The following is a 17,072-nucleotide window of genomic DNA, read 5'->3' as shown; positions in this document are numbered from 1 at the left end:
GCTCACCGTCGGCCCCCGAGCTCGCGGTAGGCGGCGACGACGGGTCCGAAGACGGCGTCGGGCGAGGCGGCCTCGTCCACCCACGCCTTCGCGCGGTCGGCCTGCATCAGGAGCCCCTCGGGTCGCTCCAGAGCGGCGGCGACGAGCTCGGCGATCCGCTCCCCGTCGGCGTCGGCGGGGAGCAGGAGGCCCCGACCGTCGGCGAGCAACTCACCCACACCGCCGACGTCGGTCGCCACGACCGGGCGACGGCGTGCCATCGCTTCCAGCATCACGAGCGGAGTCCCCTCCCACCGCGAGGTCGACAGGAGGAGGTGCGCCGCGTCCAGCGCTCCGGTCACGTCCGCCGACGGACCGGCGAAGTCGACCACTCCGGCCCCCCGGGCTCGCTCGCGCAGCACCGGCAGCATCGGACCGTCGCCGAGCCAGGTGCCGGTGACGGGCCGGACCCGGGCGAGGGCCTCGACTGCCGCGAGGAAGCGGATCGGGTCCTTCTGCTCCGCGAGCCGCCCGATGCCGAGGACGCGGACGACCGGCTCGGCGAGTTCCGGCGCGAGCGCGGGCTCCGCGGTGACGTTCGCCGGGGCGTTGCCGGTGACCACGACGCGCTCCTGCGGGCGGCCGTAGCCCTCGACGACCATCCGCCCCACGGAGGCGGAGACGGCGAACACCCGCCGGGAGCGGAAGGAGAGCGCTCGACGGTCGATCCCGGGCAGCTCGGTGTGCGCGTGCTCGACCACGGGGACACCGAGCGCGGCGCCGACGAGGAGGGCCAGCAGAGCCTCGCGGCGCTGGTGGGCGTGCAGGACGTGCGGGCGGAACCGGCGGACGGCGAGTGCGATCTCGCGCAGATCGGCCGCGAAGCCCTGTCCGGGTCTCGGCACCACGAAGACGGGCGACTCCTGCGCGGCGCGGTCGCTGAGCGGCCCGGGACGCCCCCAGTAGGCGGTCTCGCAGCCGTGCTCGCGGCTCCACGCACCCAGGGAGAGGGCCACACGCTGCGCGCCCCCGTCCTCGAAGGAGTCGAGGACGTGCAGGATCCGCAGGGATCGGGAACGGGCGGCCCTCATGAGAGTGCCCCGTCGGGAACCGCGCCCGGGAAGCGGACGTCGAGTTCGGCCAGGACGGCGTCGACGTCGCGGCCCATCGTCCCGGGGTCGACGTCGTAGTGATCGGCGAGGAGGTCGACGACCTCGTCCCGGGGCCGGCGCTGCCGGATCGCGGCCTCGAAGACCGAGGCGGCGCTCAGCGAGAGCACGATCGGGGGCACCGACGGGCGGGACAGGTCGAGCACGTAGACCTGACGGTCCGTGCGCTCGACGGCGAAGCGCTGGGCCGGCGGCGCGCTGCCACCCTGCGCCTCGGCGGAGGCCTCCACCGGATGCACGGCGCTCGCCGCGGGATCGGACGAGGCCGGGAGGTCGCTCACCGGCGCCGTGGTCGCCGCGATCGCCTCGAACGAGGACGCCGGGCCCTGCTTCTCGCTGCGGCCGCTCAGCGCCACCCTGGCGAAACCGGTGAGGGCCAAGGGGAGGCCTCGGAGCGCCCGCAGGGTCCGCTCCCCCCGGAGCCGGAGCCGACGTCGGACCGTCGTCGCCTCGGGATGGCTCGCCTCGAGATCCGCGCGGGTGGGGAAGGCGGCTCTCAGCAGCAGGCCTCCCTTCAGGCGCCAGGGAGCGGACGCCACGGCATGCAGCCAGTTGAAGGTGTGCCGGTCGGAGCTGCGGCGCACGTCCCAGAGAGTCTGGGCGTGCCGGTAGCGCTCCTCAGGCGCGGCGGGGACTCCCCAGGAGGTGAGGAGCTCCGTCATCGGCGTCTGCGCGCCGAGCTCGACGGCCGCGTCGCGGATCGCCTCGCGCTCCTCGCTCGGAAGGCCGGCGCCGTGCGCCTTCAGAACCGCCAGCGCCGTGGTCGCCGAGGCGGAGCGCGCGCTGCGCAGCTGGTGCAGGGCGTGCAGCACGAGGTGGTGCGCGCGCCCGGGGATCCGCAGGGTCTCGTCGCTCAGCGGCAGATCCTCGGCGGCCGCCCAGAGGCGGTCGAAGACGATCCGCTCCTCCTCGAAGGCACCCGGGAAGGAGCGGTGGACGTCGACGTCGCACGGCCACGAGGGGTGGACGAGCGTGATCGAGTGGTCGACGAAGAGCGTCCAGCTGAGAGCCTCGGCGCGGCGGCGCCAGCCCATCGAGGCGAGCAGCCCGAGAGCCTCGTCGAAGCGCTCGGGGTCGACCCAGAGGTCGACGTCGGCCGACGTCATCGGCGCGCGGATCCCCTGGCGGTGCAGACCCTCGCCCTTCACCACGAGGCTGCGGACGCCGTGCGTCCGCAGGGTGTACTGCACCAGCACGGCGGCCAGGCGCAGGGCGACGGCGTTCGGCAGCATCGCGTCGGCGGAGGCGCCGACAGCAGGAACCGGTTCAGGCGACACGGACGCGTCCCTCCGCGAGGGCGAGGATCTCCTCGGCCGCGACGGACCACGGGCGCTCCCGCGCGAGCTCGGCGGCCCCCCGGGAGAGAGCCGTCCACTCGCGCCGGAGCCGATGGAGGGCGTCCTCGTACTCCTCGCGCGTCGCGTCGTCGGAGAGGACCACGCCCGCCCCCGCCGCGCAGAGATCGGCCAGGACGCTCGACTCGATCGCGAGGACCGGCAGCCCGCTCGCCAGCGCGTCGAGTCCGGCGGCCGCGCCGGTCGTCGACGGCGTCAGGTGGGCGTACACGTGGGAGTGGCGGAGCACCTCGACGACGCCGTCGCGGTCCTGCTCGCCGACGGAGCGCAGCCCCGACGCGAGGTCGTCGGCGATGCCGCCGCCGTCGTCGATCACGGTGACGTACTCGGTGCCGTCCAGCCGGGCGAGGAGATCGAGCCGCTCGGCGCCCCGGTCGAGACCGGAGGCTCCCACGGCGGCGAAGCGGAGGGGCCCGTCGGGGGCGGACGGTGTCGGGAACGACGCGTCCGGCAGGCCCAGGGGCACGACCGTTCCCGCGAGGGCTGACGCGAGCCGCTCCGTCGGGGCGACGACGACAGCACCGCGGCGCTCCTCCTCGAACCGGAGGCGCGGGAGTGCCGGGAGGTCGTCGGCCAGGAGGACGGTCATCGGAGCGAGCCCGGCGAGCTCCACGGCCGTCCCCGGGAGAGCCACCACGAGGTCGGGCCGCTCCGGAGCGAGCAGTCGGCGGGCCCGGCGCGTGACGACGGCGAGCCCGACGGACCCGGCGCCCCTCCGGCGGGCGGGCTCGAGGAAGCGGGCGAGCACGCTGGGGCGGAGCTCCGCCCCGCTGAACCCCTCCGGGTCACCGGTCACCACGACCACGCGGTGCCCCTGGCGGCGCCAGGCGCGCTCGAGCGGAGCCGCGTGCCAGGCGTCGAGGGCGACGATCCCGATGGTCAGCACGGGCGGACTCCCCCCGTCAGGGGGGATCGGCGGCAGGGACCGGGAGACGGGAGGAGCGCGGAGTCCCGCTGGTCGATGACCTCGTGCACAGGGCGGTACCTCTCTCCGTCGCGGCAGGCGGAGCCGCGGACGTCGGAGAAGTTATCCCCGTGCCCGGCGGCCTCCGAGTGGGAGGCGCGATACGGACGCGGAGGCGGCGTGCGCGCCGCTCACGGAGTCGGATCGCGTCGGCAGCGATCGCTCGACCGTCAGTCCCCGCCACGGGTTCCGCGCCCGCCGCACCGGCATGCGGAGGCACCGAGGCGCCGCCGATAGAGTCGGCTCCGTGACCCTCTCCCCGCAGATCTTCACGCTCCCCTCGGCGGTGCAGCGGACCCCCGCCGCCACTCCTCACCCGGGGCTGCTCCGATGAGGGGCATCGTCCTCGCGGGTGGTTCGGGGTCGCGGTTGTGGCCGATCACCAAGGGCATCTCGAAGCAGCTGATGCCGATCTACGACAAGCCGATGATCTACTACCCGCTGTCGACGCTGATGATGGCCGGGATCGACGAGGTCCTCGTGATCACGACCCCCGAGTACAACGACCAGTTCCGCGCCCTGCTGGGCGACGGGTCGAGCCTGGGCATGCGGATCGAGTACGCCGTGCAGCCCTCCCCCGACGGGCTCGCGCATGCGTTCCTGATCGGCGAGGAGTTCATCGGCGACGAGTCGGTCGCCCTGGTCCTGGGTGACAACATCTTCCACGGCACCGCCCTGGGCACCGCCCTCGCGGCGAACACCACGATCGAGGGCGCCGTCATCTTCGCCTACCAGGTCGCCGACCCGCGCGCCTACGGAGTCGTCGAGTTCGACGAGCACTTCCGAGCCGTCTCCATCGAGGAGAAGCCCGAGCAGCCGCGGAGCAACTACGCCGTGCCCGGCCTCTACTTCTACGACAACGACGTCGTGGCGATCGCGAAGACGATCACGCCCTCGGCCCGCGGCGAGCTCGAGATCTCGACGATCAACGAGCGCTACCTCGAGGCGGGGCGGCTGAACGTTCAGGTCCTCGACCGGGGAACGGCCTGGCTCGACACCGGGACCTTCGATTCCATGATCGAGGCGACCGAGTTCGTGCGCGTGATCGAGCAGAGGCAGGGATTCAAGATCGGCTGCATCGAGGAGATCGCCTGGCGCAACTCCTGGATCGACGACGCCCGCCTCGCCGAGCTCGCCGCACCGCTGGTCAAGAGCGGATACGGCGCCTACCTCCACCGCCTGCTCAGCCTCGAAGGCGTGAACGCGGGCCGCTGAGCCCGGCCTCCCCCGACCTTCCCGACCTCCAGGAGAACCCGTGCGGATCCTCGTCACCGGCGGTGCCGGCTTCATCGGCAGCAACTTCGTCCACCTCACCCTGCGCGAGCGTCCCGACGCGCGGATCACCGTGCTCGACAAGCTCACCTACGCGGGCAGCCGCGACTCCCTCGCCCCCGTCGCCGACCGAGTGCGGCTGGTCGAGGGCGACGTCGCCGACGCCGAGCTGGTGGACCGGCTGGTCGCCGACGCGGATCTGGTGGTCCATTTCGCCGCGGAGTCGCACAACGACAACTCCCTGCACGACCCGACGCCCTTCCTCGCGACGAACGTCATCGGCACCTTCGCGCTCCTGCAGGCGGTGCGCGCTCACGACGTGCGGTACCACCACATCTCGACGGACGAGGTGTACGGCGACCTCGAGCTCGAGGACCCCGCGCGCTTCACCGAGCACACCCCCTACAACCCCTCCAGCCCCTACTCCTCGACCAAGGCCGCCAGCGACCTCCTCGTGCGCGCCTGGGTGCGCTCCTTCGGCGTGCGCGCCACGATCTCCAACTGCTCCAACAACTACGGCCCCTACCAGCACGTCGAGAAGTTCATCCCCCGCCAGATCACCAACGCCATCGACGGCATCCGCCCCAAGCTCTACGGCACCGGCGCCAACGTCCGCGACTGGATCCACGTCGACGACCACAACACCGGCGTCTGGGCCATCATCGACCGCGGCGAGATCGGCGAGACCTACCTCATCGGCGCCGACGGCGAGAAGAGCAACCTCGACGTCGTCACCCGCATCCTCACCGCCTTCGGACAACCCGAGGACGCCTTCGACCACGTCACCGACCGCGCCGGACACGACCTCCGCTACGCCATCGACTCCACCCGCCTGCGCACCGAGCTCGACTGGCGCCCCCGCTACACCGACTTCGACGCCGGACTCGCCGCCACCATCGACTGGTACCGCGCCAACGAGGACTGGTGGCGCCCCGCGAAGGCCGCCACCGAGGAGAAGTACTCCGCTCAGGAATGAGAGAGGAGAAGCACTCCCCACAGAAGCAGGAATGAGACGCGGAGAGGCAGAGCAACCGTCGGTGACTCATTCTCCTTCTCCAGCTACCCTCTCCGGGGGACGCTCCAGAGGCCGAAACAGGGCCTGACGGGGCCTCCTGTGATTTCGGCGAAACGTGACCTTGCTACGGTTACGCCCGTGCTCATCTCCTCTCCTCCGGCAGCCGCCGCCGGCGGGACCTGCTCCGCTCAGGAACCGCTCCGTGCCTCCGCCGCTCCTGTGTCGAGAGGGCTTCATCTGTGAGGGGCATCATCCTCGCGGGTGGTTCGGGGTCGCGGTTGTGGCCGATCACCAAGGGCATCTCGAAGCAGCTGATGCCGATCTACGACAAGCCGATGATCTACTACCCGCTGTCGACGCTGATGATGGCCGGGATCGACGAGGTCCTCGTGATCACGACCCCCGAGTACAACGACCAGTTCCGCGCACTGCTGGGCGACGGGTCGAGCCTGGGCATGCGGATCGAGTACGCCGTGCAGCCCTCCCCCGACGGGCTCGCGCAGGCGTTCCTGATCGGCGAGGAGTTCATCGGCGACGAGTCGGTCGCCCTGGTCCTGGGCGACAACATCTTCCACGGCACCGCCCTGGGCACCGCCCTCGCGGCGAACACCACGATCGAGGGCGCCGTCATCTTCGCCTACCAGGTCGCCGACCCGCGCGCCTACGGAGTCGTCGAGTTCGACGAGCACTTCCGAGCCGTCTCCATCGAGGAGAAGCCCGAGCAGCCGCGGAGCAACTACGCCGTGCCCGGCCTCTACTTCTACGACAACTCCGTGATCGGGATAGCCAAGAGCATCAAGCCGTCCGCGCGCGGCGAACTGGAGATATCGACGGTCAACGAGCGGTATCTCGAGGCCGGTGCTCTCACTGTCCAGGTGCTCGATCGGGGAACGGCCTGGCTCGACACCGGGACCTTCGATTCCATGATCGAGGCGACGGAGTTCGTGCGCGTGATCGAGCAGAGGCAGGGATTCAAGATCGGCTGCATCGAGGAGATCGCCTGGCGCAACTCCTGGATCGACGACACCCGCCTCGCCGAGCTCGCCGCACCGCTGGTCAAGAGCGGATACGGCGCCTACCTCCAGCAGCTGCCCGCTCTCGCGCGGGGATCATCCTCCGTCTGAGCGCCCACCGGAGTCCGCCCGTGTCGTCGATCGCGACCCGGGCGTCCGACGCCTTTCGTCCCTTCCTCGAACCAGTAGGAGCACTCGTGCGGATCCTCGTCACCGGCGGTGCCGGCTTCATCGGCAGCAACTTCGTCCACCTCACCCTGCGCGAGCGCCCCGACGTCCGGATCACCGTGCTCGACAAGCTCACCTACGCCGGCGACCTCCGCTCGGTAGCGCCGGTGTCGGACCGGATCACCTTCGTCGAGGGCGACGTCGCCGACGCCCCGCTCGTCGACCGGCTGGTCCGGGAGTCGGATCTGGTGGTGCATTTCGCCGCGGAGTCGCACAACGACAACTCCCTGGAGGATCCGGCGCCGTTTCTGGCGACGAACATCCTCGGGACCGCCGCCCTGCTCGAGGCGGTGCGCCGGCACGACGTGCGGTACCACCACATCTCGACGGACGAGGTGTACGGCGACCTCGAGCTCGAGGACCTCGCGCGCTTCACCGAGCACACCCCCTACAACCCCTCCAGCCCCTACTCCTCGACCAAAGCCGCCAGCGACCTCCTCGTGCGCGCCTGGGTGCGCTCCTTCGGCGTGCGCGCCACGATCTCCAACTGCTCCAACAACTACGGCCCCTACCAGCACGTCGAGAAGTTCATCCCCCGCCAGATCACCAACGCCATCGACGGCATCCGCCCCAAGCTCTACGGCACCGGCGCCAACGTCCGCGACTGGATCCACGTCGACGACCACAACACCGGCGTCTGGGCCATCATCGACCGCGGCGAGATCGGCGAGACCTACCTCATCGGCGCCGACGGCGAGAAGAGCAACCTCGACGTCGTCACCCGCATCCTCACCGCCTTCGGACAACCCGAGGACGCCTTCGACCACGTCACCGACCGCGCCGGACACGACCTCCGCTACGCCATCGACTCCACCCGCCTGCGCACCGAACTCGACTGGCGCCCCCGCTACACCGACTTCGACGCCGGACTCGCCGCCACCATCGACTGGTACCGCGCCAACGAGGACTGGTGGCGCCCCGCAAAGGCCGCCACCGAGGAGAAGTACGCGGTGCGGACAGCGTGACCGGACCGTACTCGAGGTCGGCCGCTGCGCGGAACCGGGGACCAGTGGCCTCGGCCGGATCGCCCTGCCTCCGTCACCGGAATCCGCGCGCCGCCGGACTCCGGGGGACGGGGCGTGCCGCATGCTGATCGTCGCCGCCGCCCTCGCTCTGCTGTTCCTGGTCGTCACCTTCCCGCGGCGCGCCGTCGGCCTCCGCGGCTACGCCGTCGGCCTCTCGATCTTCGTCCTCGGCATCGGCGCGAGCACCTCCGCTCCGGACGCCGTCCGCTACGCCTCGACGGGCGTCGCTGCGGTGTTCCTGATCCTGGCCTGGGCGTTCGGCGAGCGGACGCGGCCGAGGAAGCGCACGCGGCTCCTCCTGCTCGCCTGGTTCGTCTGGACGACCGGGGTGAGCCTCCTGATCTCCTCGAGCTCCCCGGCGACCGTCCTCGCCCTCATCGCGGTGCCGCTGCTGCTGTTCCCCGTCGTGTCCCGCCTCGGCGAGCAGGACCTGGTGCCGCTGCTGCGCTGGACGGCGCTCACCGTCCTCGTGCAGGTCGCCGTCGGCATCGCCGAGCTCACCGTCCTGCCCGAGCCGGTCTGGGGCTACCGCAACCTCACCACGGCGGGTCTTCCCGTCATCCGGTACAACCCGTTCCTCCCCGGCCTGATCCGGATCCAGGGCACGACCGGCCACCCGATCATCTTCTCGCTCATCGTGATGTTCGGCTTCTTCCTGATCCTCGCTCTCGGGTCGAAGCTGTCCCGAACGGTCCGGCTCGTCTCGCTCGCTGCTGCGGTCGCCGGCCTCGTCCTCTCGGGGACGCGCAGTGCGTTCGTCGCAGCGGCCATCGGCTTCGTCGTCTACCTCTTCTTCGCTCCCAACACCCGGACGCGGGTGAAGAACGTCCTGATCGTCATCGGGGCGGGAGTCGCGATCTTCCTCGGCGACTTCGGGCTCTCGGCCGTCGCGACTCAGGCGGCCACCTCGGACTCCTTCGGCCACCGCCTCGAAGGATGGGCGAGCGCGGATCAGCTCCTGCACCGCGGCTCTCCCACCGGAGCGATCGGCAGCGGCTTCTTCTCGGAGCTGAGCATCTTCGCGCAGGGCCTGCTGCAGCAGGACGGCTTCCTGGTCATCGACAACCACTTCATCTGGACGCTCGCGATCAGCGGTGGCATCGGGCTCGCCCTCATGGTGCTGGCGATGGGGGGCGCGTGGATCGGCTCCGACCGCCTCGGCCGGGCCCAGGTCGCCGTGATGCTCGCGATGGCCTTCTCCTTCGACCTGATGACGTGGGTCGTCTCAGTGAGCGTCTTCGTGATCTCGCTGACGCTGCCGCCGGACCTGATCGCGCTCGCCCGCCCGGCTCCGCCCCGCGAAGCGGAACCGCCTCCGACGCGGCGGGGGACGCCGAGTCCTCAGCGCGGAGGGGACCGCACCCGCGTGAGGACCTTCCCCCGCTCCTCGCGGTGACAGCACGCTCCCCCTTGCCCGACCAGACCGCACCAGACCAGCCGATCGGAGCTCACATGCCTGAGATCATCGACACCGAGACCTTCGTCATCGGCGATTCGACGAAGACGAACTCCCTGGGCCGTGCGCTGAGCATGGCGCTCACCGCGGCTGAGCTCGGACGCGTGCGGGTTCTCGCCTTCGAGGACGGGGAGCTCTGGGCCGGAGCGAGACAGTTCCCTGCGGAGGTCGTTCCTTTCGGTCGGAGGGATCTGGCGCGCATCGAGCGGGACGTCCGCGCGTCAGCGTCGGAGCGGAGGACCATCGTCTGGTTCTCGAAGGGGACGGACCCCCTGCCGCGTCTGGCTCGGCGCCTCTCCCGCATCCCGAACACAGTCGTGGTCGCGGATTTCGACGACGACGACGTCTCGATCATGGAGGCCTTCCGATCCGAGTCCCTCCTCAACCGGGCGAAGGCGAATCCGCTGCGCCGGAAGGCTCCGTCCCGGCTCCGCCGGAGCCAGGCCAGGATCGCGCGCGACGCCGGCCTCGTCACCTTCTCGAGCGCGGGACTCCGCGGGGTGTACGCCGAGCGCTTCGATCTCGGTGACGCGTCCGCGGTCATCCCCCACACCCGGGTGTCGACGACGCGTGATCGGCCGCGCGGGCCCTCCACCGACGGCCGTCTGACTCTGGGCTTCATCGGGACCGTCCGCAGCTACAAGGGCGCGGACACTCTGAACGCCCTGCTGCGGGCCGATCCGGACGTCGGCATCGTCACCTTCGCCCAGTCATGGACGCCGCCCTCCGATGTGGCGGCGCAGTGGGTCATGCGGCCTCCAACGACACCGCTGTCCGAGATCTACGCGGACGTGGACGTGCTCGTCCTCCCCATGGACATCCGCAGCCCGGCAGCGCTCTACCAGCTCCCCGCGAAGCTCGTGGACGCGGCCGTGTTCGGGACTGCCGTGGCGGCGACGCCGACCCCGCCGATCGAGGAGTTCGCGGCCGGAGCCTTCCTGCCGGTCACCGACTGGTCGGATCCCGTCGGCGTCCTCGCAGCGATCAGAACCGCCGACAAGGAGCAGCTGGGAGCAGCGCTCCAGGCGAGGTTCACCACTCTTCTCTCCCCCGAAGCAACAGCCGACACTCTCGACACCGCTGTCCAGAAGGCACTGATCAGAAAGAGCACCCACCGTGCATGAACGACCGGCAGCCGTCCAGGTCCCCCTTCTCTCCGTGAAGGTCACTCCGATGACCGCTGCGGGAGTCGCCGACCTCGTGTCGAGCGAGCCCTCCGGGCCGACGCTGATCCTCAACCACAATCTGCACAGCAGCTACCTCCACCTCAAGCACGCCTGGTTCCGCAGGTTCTACGAGCGCAGCGACATCGCGGTGATCGACGGGTGGCCCGTCCTGGCCCTGGCCTCCCTGAAGCGCCGGGTCACGACCGAGGAGCGCATCGGGTCGACCGATTGGATCCACGCGCTCTGGTCCGACACGCGCTCGCCCGGCCGCCGGGTCTTCATCCTCGGCGGCACCGAGGAGATCAACGCCGCGGCCGTCAGCGCCTGGAGCAGGGCGCGTGCCGTCGACGACGTCGCCGGGATGTCCGGGTACTTCGCACGGGAGGACGAGGAGTCGGTGGTCGACGCGATCCGCAGCCACGCGCCGACCCTCCTCATCGTCGGCCTCGGGATGCCGAAGCAGGAGCGATTCCTGGACGAGCACTGGGACGACCTCCCCGACGCGTACATCGCCACCGTGGGCGGGGCCGTCGACTACATCGCAGGCGCTGTCGAGCTGAGTCCGCGCTGGCTCGGCTCGGTCGGCCTGGAGTGGGCGTGGAGGTTCCTGCACGATCCGCGGCGCCTCTGCACCCGGTACTTCGTGGAGCCGTTCGCGCTGGCCGGACTGATCCTCCGCAACACGCTCCGCGGAGCGGGGACCCGATGAGCCTCACCACCCGCGACGTGACCACCGTCGTCCCGACCCTCGGCAGGCCTGCGCTCGCCCGCGCTCTGCAGTCGGTGCGCGGACAGACGGGCGCTGGAGGCCGGACGGTCGTCGTCCTCGACGACCCCTCCCGCGAGAACCACGTACGGAGTCTTCTCGAGGACGAGGTCCTCCTGGTGACGGCGGGCAGAACCGGCGGGGCGAACGCCCGCAGCACCGGAGCCCGAGCGGCCGAGACCTCGCACGTCGCGTTCCTCGACGACGACGACTGGTGGGAGCCGGAGAAGCTCGCTCGCCAGGTGAAGGCGCTCTCCGAGTCCTCGGCCGATCTCTGCTACACCGCCACCTACTTCCACGAGTCGGGCGACGGCGTGCGCCGACTGCCGACGCGCGAGCTCGCGGCGGGTCAGTCCGTCGCGTCCTATCTCGTCGCCCGTCCGAGCCTCAAGCACGGCACGGGGTACATCCAGACGAGCTCCCTGCTCGCGAGCAGGCGCCTCCTGGACGAGCACCCGTGGGACCCCTCGATGAAGAAGCACCAGGACTGGGACCTCGTCGCGCGGTGGGCTGCGGCCGACGCGCGGATGACCTACGTCCCCCTCGCTCTCGTGCACGTCCAGCAGGGTTCCGCCGCCTCGATCTCGAAGACGGCGGACTGGCGCGCGAGTGCCGCCTGGCTCGCCCGCCACGGCGACGCCCTGGACTCCCGCGCCTACGGAGACTTCGTCGCCACGCAGATGCTGCGGGGCGCCCTCAGCGCCCGCGATCCGCGCGGAGTCGCCGCCTCGGTCGCGGAGCTGTCCCGCCGCCGACCCCACGTCGCCGCGATGATCGTGGGTCTCCACGGTCTCGTGGAGAAGTAGATGCGGGGAGCCGCTCCGAACGGTCCGCGGCGCTCGAAGCCGATCCTTCGCCTCCTCGGTTTCGTCCTGATCCCTCTGATCAGCGCCCTGAGCCCGCTGATCGTCATCCCCTCCATCACCAGCTCCTTCGGAGCGACGGCGTGGGCGTCCGTCGCCGTCGCCCAGTCCATCGGGTCCGCCGCAGCGGTCGTCGTCGAACTCGGCTGGGGCCTGAACGGCCCCCAGCGGATCGCCCGGATGGGGCGGCGGGCTCGATCGCAGACCTATGCTCTGGCCACGGCGACGAAAGTCCTCGTCTTCCTGCCGCTGGTCGTCCCCGTAGTGATCGTCACCGGCCTGCTCGCGCCGGCGGATCCGGTCGCGGCCGCGTGGATCGCCGTCGCAATCGCACTGAGCACGCTGTCGCCGGCGTGGTTCTTCATCGGCGCAGGCCAGCCGCGGAACATCCTGCTTTTCGACGCTCTGCCCAGACTGGCCGCCAACGGGCTCACCGTGCTCCTGATCAGTGCCGCGGGAGCGCCGCTGGCGGTCTACCCGCTGCTACTCGCCGTCGGTACGATCGTGCCTCCGGTCCTCGGCTGGTCCGCTGCAGGGAGCCGACTCGGGTTCCTGCGCTCTCTGGGCCCGCGCCGGATCCTCCGTGCTGTCCGCGCGCAGAACGTCGCCCTCCAGGGACGACTGGCCAGCGCGGCCTACATCGCCCTGCCGGTGGCGATCGTCGGAGCGGCCTCGCCGGGAGCTCTCGTCGTCTTCTCCGCCGCGGAGCGGCTCCAGCGCCTGGTGCTGGCGCTGCTCGCCGCCTTTCCCAACGCGCTGCAGGCATGGGTCGGGGCGCCCGGATCCGATGCCGACCGCTTCCGCCGCATCGCGCGCGCCGTCGGCGCCAACGCCGTCCTCGGGCTCGTCGCCGGAACCGGCTTCGCCTTCTTCGGGGGCTTCGCGGCTCAGATCCTGTTCAGCGGGGAGATCACCCTCCCGCTCCCCATCACCGCTCTCTGCGGAGGGGTCATCGCCATCACCTGCGTGTCGCGGGCTACCGGCGGTCTCGGCCTGGTCGCTCTCCGTCGCCTGAAGGCGCTGCGCAACAGCGCGCTCGTCGGAGCGGCGACGGGGCCGGTGCTCATCTGGCTGCTGTCCCGGACCTTCGGCGCGCCCGGAGGTCTGGCCGCCGAGGTCGTCACCGAGCTCACCGTCCTCATCGTCCAGATCGTCTTCCTGCTCCGCGCTCGGAAGCGCTGAGCCCGTACCCGGAGCGGACGACCCGCGTCTCCTCCTACCCTTTCGAGGGTCACCGGCCTCGAGGCTTCGTCAGTCCGGCCCGATCGCTCCTCACCGTGGATACCGTCGCAAGCGCACCGCATCGGCAATCCCGGGAGGACGCGCCATCATGCTCGACGCCCCTGAAGCGACTCCCCTGCACGACCGCTCTCACCGACGGCCGGACCGGTCCTCCTCCTCGCGCCGGCGGTTCCTCCGCTTCGGCAAGGCGTTCGCGGTGTCCTCGGTCATCGCTCTGCTGGCCGTTCTCGGCGCGGTGTCACCGGCCGGCAGCGCAGCCGCAGCGGGCACGGGCCCCACGGCCGCCGACGTCACGACGGCGCACCCGAGGCTCGAGCTCGACCAGCAGTCGGTCGTCGATCTGCGAGCGTCGGTGTCGTCCGATCCCGCCGTCACCGCCGTATGGAACCGCGTCCGCGCGGAGGCCGACCGGATGCTCACTGAACCGGTTCTGAAGCGGAGCTCTCCGGACGGCATCCGCATCCTGGAGACGTCGCAGACCCTCGTCCAGCGCGCCCGGACTCTGGGCATCAGCTATTTGGTGACCGGGTCCCCCGCCTACGCGGACCGGCTCTGGCTCGATCTCGACGCGGCATCGAAGTTCGCCGATTGGAATCCGGATCACTTCCTCGACACCGCCGAGATGACGCAGGGGATGGCCATCGGCTACGACTGGCTCTACGCCCGCTGGACACCCTCCCAGCGGAGCACACTGAGCTCCGCCATCCAACGGCTCGGCCTCCAGCCGTCCGTGCCCGTCTACTCCGCGCCGGCGAACACCTCCGGCCCCTATGCGCACGGCGGCAATTGGGCCGTCGTCACCAACAACTGGAACATCGTGGCGAACGGAGGGATGATCGCCGGTGCAGTCGCGACGGCGCAGGACAATGCGGGCCTCTCCGATCGGATCCTCGGCTACGCGACCCCCAGTCTCCGCCGGGGCCTCGCGCAGTTCGGGCCCGACGGCGGGTACGCCGAGGGGCCGACGTACTGGGAGTACGCGACGCGGTATCTCGCCTCTGCGTTGAGCACACTCGATGTCGCAACCGGGACGGACTGGGGCCTGGCAGCCTCGCCCGGCGTCAGCACGACGGGCTACTTCCCCGTGCAGATGCTCGGGGCGTCGAAGGAGATGTACGACTTCGGCGACAGCGACTCGACGCAGCTCAACCCGCCGTCGCAGCTGTACCTGGCGAAGAAGTTCGACAACGCCGACTTCCTCTCCGTCGGCGGCAAGCAGACCGGCAGCGATGCGCAGCGGCTCATCTGGTACCAAGCCGCCACGACCGCCGCGGCCGGCCCCGGGGCGTCGAGGGACTCCTTCTCCGCAGCCGCCGGCGTGAGCACGATGAGATCGTCCTGGGACGCGGACGGCACCTCCGTCGGCTTCCGCTCGGCCAGCAGCCCCACGAGCGGGCACCAGCACCAGGACTCCGGCTCCTTCATCCTCGACGCTCTGGGCGAGAGGTGGTCCTCCGACCTCGGACGGGACGACTACAGCCTCGCCGGCTACTTCGAGGGCGAGTCCCGGTGGACCTACTACCGGAACAGGCAGGAGGCGCACAGCACCCTCCTCGTCGACCCCTTCAGAAGCTCGACCGCCTACGCGACCGGGCGGTCGACGATGGTCCGCTCGGACGCCAACGCCTCCTCGTCGCTGGCGGTCAGCGACCTGTCCGCCCTTCTCCCGGGCGGCACCACCTGGCAGCGGGGCGTGAAGCTCTTCGACGGACGCGACCAGTTCCTCGTTCAGGACGAGGTCGAGCGGTACGGCCCCGTCGAGGCGCTCTGGTCCATGAACACCGAGGCCCTGATCGACGTCTCGGACGACGGCCGCAGCGCCACCCTCTACCGCGACGGCCAACGGATGCTGGCCCGCATCGTCACCGACGACTCCTTCCGGTTCTCCGTCATGGACGCCGCTCCCCTGGCCACCTCACCGCGACCGGCCGGTCAGAGCTCGAACCTCGCCGACAGAAAGCTGACCATCGCGGCCTCCGGGACCGACAGCGTCCGGATCGCCGTGCAGTTCTCCCCGCTCCACGGCGACGCCCCCGTGGCAGCGGCAGCCCCGGTCGTCGGCCTGTCATCGTGGTCACTGGATGCGGTCGGGACGAGCCGGGCCACCGGCGTGACGGTGGGCGGCACCCCCCTCCCGTCCTTCGCGGGCGACGACGTCGCCTACACAGCAGCAGTCGACCCGACCGGCCCGGTGCCCGTGGTCGCCGCGCAGGCCGCGGCCGGATCGGTCGTCACCTCGACCTCGCCCGCCGCCGTTCCCGGCTGGGCCTCGACCACCATCACAGAGCCCGGCAGGACTCCGACCACCTACCGCGTCCTCCTCACACCGGGGCCGATCCGGATCGAGAGCGCGGTCGCCTCCCGGACGACGGCGGGGTCACCGGAGGTGACTTTCGACGGGACCGAGGGAACGTACTGGTCCACGTGGGGCGACAACTCGATCACGTGGCAGCTCGCGCGCGCCACGGCGGTCGAGCGCCTCGATCTCTCCTGGGTCGCCAACTCCAGTCGACTGTCGAAGTTCGATCTCCTCAGCTCCCCCGACGGCCGGACGTGGACCGCTCGTACCTCCGGGTCCTACCTCGGGACCGGCGGATGGGCCTCCGTCGCTGCGGCGATGCCCTCCGATTCCCGGTTCGTCCGCCTGGTCGGTCACGGGGACGGCACGAAGGACGTCTGGACGGCGCTGCGGGAGGTCAGGATCTACAGTTTCACCGAGGACGCGCACGTGCACGTGCCGGACAAGAGCCTCTCGTTCGCGACGGCCGCGATCTCCGCGTCCGAGGTGCAGGCCGGCGCAACGGCCGCGGCCTCGGCGACGGGTACCGGGCCGGACGGGCGGACGCTCCCCGCGTCCTCGGTGAGGCTCACCTGGGGCTCCTCCGATCCCGCCGTCGCCTCGGTCGACCGGTCGGGTTCGGTCACCGGGCGCACCGCGGGGACCGCCATGATCGGCGTGCTCGTCGAATCGGGCGGCGTCATCCGCTCGGCGAGCGTTCCGGTGACGGTGGTCGACAGGACGAAGGTCCGTCTCTACCCGACCGCCGACTCCTACGTCCAGGGCGGAGCATCAGCGGGCACCAACTACGGCGCCATCACCGGAATGCTCGTCAAGACCAGCGCCTCCACCACCACCGACCAGAGCTACACCCGCGTCGGCTACCTCCGCTTCGACCTCAGCGCCCTCCAGGGCCGCACCGTCACCGGCGCCACCCTCACCACCACCGCCGCCATCACCGACAACGGATCCCCCGTCCTCCTCGACTTCCACGACACCCCCACCACCTGGACCGAGAAGGGACTCACCTTCACCAACCGCCCCGCCCTCGGCCCCATCCTCGGCAGCACCCTCGTCGACACCACCAAGACCACCCGCACCACCGACCTCACCGACGCCCTCGCCGCCAAAGCCGCAGCCTCCACCCCCACCCTCTCCCTCGGCATCGACCAAGCCCACCTCCCCCCGGGAACAGCAGGCAGCGTCGTCCGAATCGAGACCCGCGAATCCACCACCACCCCCTACCTCGACATCACCTTCGACGACTGAGATCGGACGGCT

Annotated in this window: 13 protein-coding genes; 10 read left to right on the top strand and 3 right to left on the bottom strand. The window is 70.9% G+C overall.

The features are described 5' to 3' along the window. Positions 1-2: 2 nt before the first annotated feature. From C5D36_RS01015 to C5D36_RS01005, 3 genes are read right to left on the bottom strand one after another with little or no spacing between them, the layout of a single operon-like run. Complete coding sequence (locus C5D36_RS01015) at positions 3-1,070, bottom strand: glycosyltransferase family 4 protein (RefSeq protein WP_104232710.1); 1,068 nt, start codon at positions 1,068-1,070, stop codon at positions 3-5. Next, positions 1,067-2,425, bottom strand: coding sequence for a PqqD family peptide modification chaperone (locus C5D36_RS01010; RefSeq protein ID WP_146083677.1), 1,359 nt, complete (start codon positions 2,423-2,425; stop codon positions 1,067-1,069). Before C5D36_RS01010 ends, C5D36_RS01015 begins: the two co-directional genes overlap by 4 nt. Continuing rightward, a complete protein-coding gene (locus C5D36_RS01005) occupies positions 2,415-3,389 on the bottom strand; it encodes a hypothetical protein (RefSeq protein ID WP_104291528.1) in 975 nt (324 codons plus the stop codon). The genes C5D36_RS01010 and C5D36_RS01005 overlap by 11 nt, the downstream gene beginning before the upstream one ends. Before the next feature lie 408 nt (positions 3,390-3,797). Here C5D36_RS01005 and rfbA (C5D36_RS01000) point away from each other — a divergent pair, with 408 nt between their 5' ends. The 10 genes from rfbA (C5D36_RS01000) (at position 3,798) to C5D36_RS00955 (ending at position 17,060) form a co-directional block, all read left to right on the top strand. Continuing rightward, on the top strand, positions 3,798-4,682 hold the full coding sequence (gene rfbA / locus C5D36_RS01000; RefSeq protein ID WP_104294996.1) for a glucose-1-phosphate thymidylyltransferase RfbA: 885 nt from the start codon (positions 3,798-3,800) through the stop codon (positions 4,680-4,682). A gap of 40 nt (positions 4,683-4,722) precedes the next feature. After that, a complete protein-coding gene (gene rfbB / locus C5D36_RS00995; RefSeq protein ID WP_104232714.1) occupies positions 4,723-5,715 on the top strand; it encodes a dTDP-glucose 4,6-dehydratase in 993 nt (330 codons plus the stop codon). A gap of 278 nt (positions 5,716-5,993) precedes the next feature. After that, entirely contained in the window at positions 5,994-6,878 is an 885-nt protein-coding gene (gene rfbA / locus C5D36_RS00990; RefSeq protein ID WP_104294995.1) for a glucose-1-phosphate thymidylyltransferase RfbA, read from the top strand. An 86-nt stretch (positions 6,879-6,964) separates the two neighbouring features. Then, complete coding sequence (gene rfbB, locus C5D36_RS00985) at positions 6,965-7,960, top strand: dTDP-glucose 4,6-dehydratase (RefSeq protein ID WP_104232716.1); 996 nt, start codon at positions 6,965-6,967, stop codon at positions 7,958-7,960. A 121-nt stretch (positions 7,961-8,081) separates the two neighbouring features. After that, positions 8,082-9,416: an O-antigen ligase gene (locus C5D36_RS00980; protein WP_104232717.1), complete on the top strand. Its 1,335-nt coding sequence runs from the start codon at positions 8,082-8,084 to the stop codon at positions 9,414-9,416. A gap of 56 nt (positions 9,417-9,472) precedes the next feature. Further along, positions 9,473-10,600 carry a hypothetical protein gene (locus C5D36_RS00975; RefSeq protein ID WP_104232718.1) on the top strand — a complete coding sequence of 376 codons (1,128 nt, stop codon included), beginning with the start codon at positions 9,473-9,475 and terminating at the stop codon, positions 10,598-10,600. Between the two features lie 49 nt (positions 10,601-10,649). Beyond that, complete coding sequence (locus C5D36_RS00970) at positions 10,650-11,351, top strand: WecB/TagA/CpsF family glycosyltransferase (protein WP_146087854.1); 702 nt, start codon at positions 10,650-10,652, stop codon at positions 11,349-11,351. Further along, positions 11,348-12,214, top strand: a complete 867-nt coding sequence (locus C5D36_RS00965) for a glycosyltransferase family 2 protein (RefSeq protein WP_104232720.1) — start codon at positions 11,348-11,350, stop codon at positions 12,212-12,214. Before C5D36_RS00970 ends, C5D36_RS00965 begins: the two co-directional genes overlap by 4 nt. Further along, on the top strand, positions 12,215-13,453 hold the full coding sequence (locus tag C5D36_RS00960) for a hypothetical protein (RefSeq protein ID WP_104232721.1): 1,239 nt from the start codon (positions 12,215-12,217) through the stop codon (positions 13,451-13,453). Positions 13,454-13,601: 148 nt separating this feature from the next. Next, on the top strand, positions 13,602-17,060 hold the full coding sequence (locus C5D36_RS00955) for a DNRLRE domain-containing protein (protein WP_104294994.1): 3,459 nt from the start codon (positions 13,602-13,604) through the stop codon (positions 17,058-17,060). The last annotated feature ends 12 nt before the right edge of the window (positions 17,061-17,072 follow it).

The organism is Rathayibacter sp. AY1C6, assembly GCF_002931535.1.
Lineage (GTDB): Bacteria > Actinomycetota > Actinomycetes > Actinomycetales > Microbacteriaceae > Rathayibacter.
This window is presented reverse-complemented; position numbering and strand designations above follow the sequence as displayed.

Excerpts from the sequence above, each read along its gene's own strand:
- C5D36_RS00975 (WP_104232718.1), top strand. The coding sequence starts at position 9,473 with ATGCCTGAGATCATCGACACCGAGACCTTCGTCATCGGCGATTCGACG.
- C5D36_RS00980 (WP_104232717.1), top strand. The coding sequence starts at position 8,082 with ATGCTGATCGTCGCCGCCGCCCTCGCTCTGCTGTTCCTGGTCGTCACC.
- C5D36_RS00970 (WP_146087854.1), top strand. The coding sequence starts at position 10,650 with ATGACCGCTGCGGGAGTCGCCGACCTCGTGTCGAGCGAGCCCTCCGGG.
- C5D36_RS01015 (WP_104232710.1), bottom strand. The coding sequence starts at position 1,070 with ATGAGGGCCGCCCGTTCCCGATCCCTGCGGATCCTGCACGTCCTCGAC.
- rfbA (WP_104294996.1), top strand. The coding sequence starts at position 3,798 with ATGAGGGGCATCGTCCTCGCGGGTGGTTCGGGGTCGCGGTTGTGGCCG.
- C5D36_RS00960 (WP_104232721.1), top strand. The coding sequence starts at position 12,215 with ATGCGGGGAGCCGCTCCGAACGGTCCGCGGCGCTCGAAGCCGATCCTT.
- C5D36_RS00955 (WP_104294994.1), top strand. The coding sequence starts at position 13,602 with ATGCTCGACGCCCCTGAAGCGACTCCCCTGCACGACCGCTCTCACCGA.
- C5D36_RS00965 (WP_104232720.1), top strand. The coding sequence starts at position 11,348 with ATGAGCCTCACCACCCGCGACGTGACCACCGTCGTCCCGACCCTCGGC.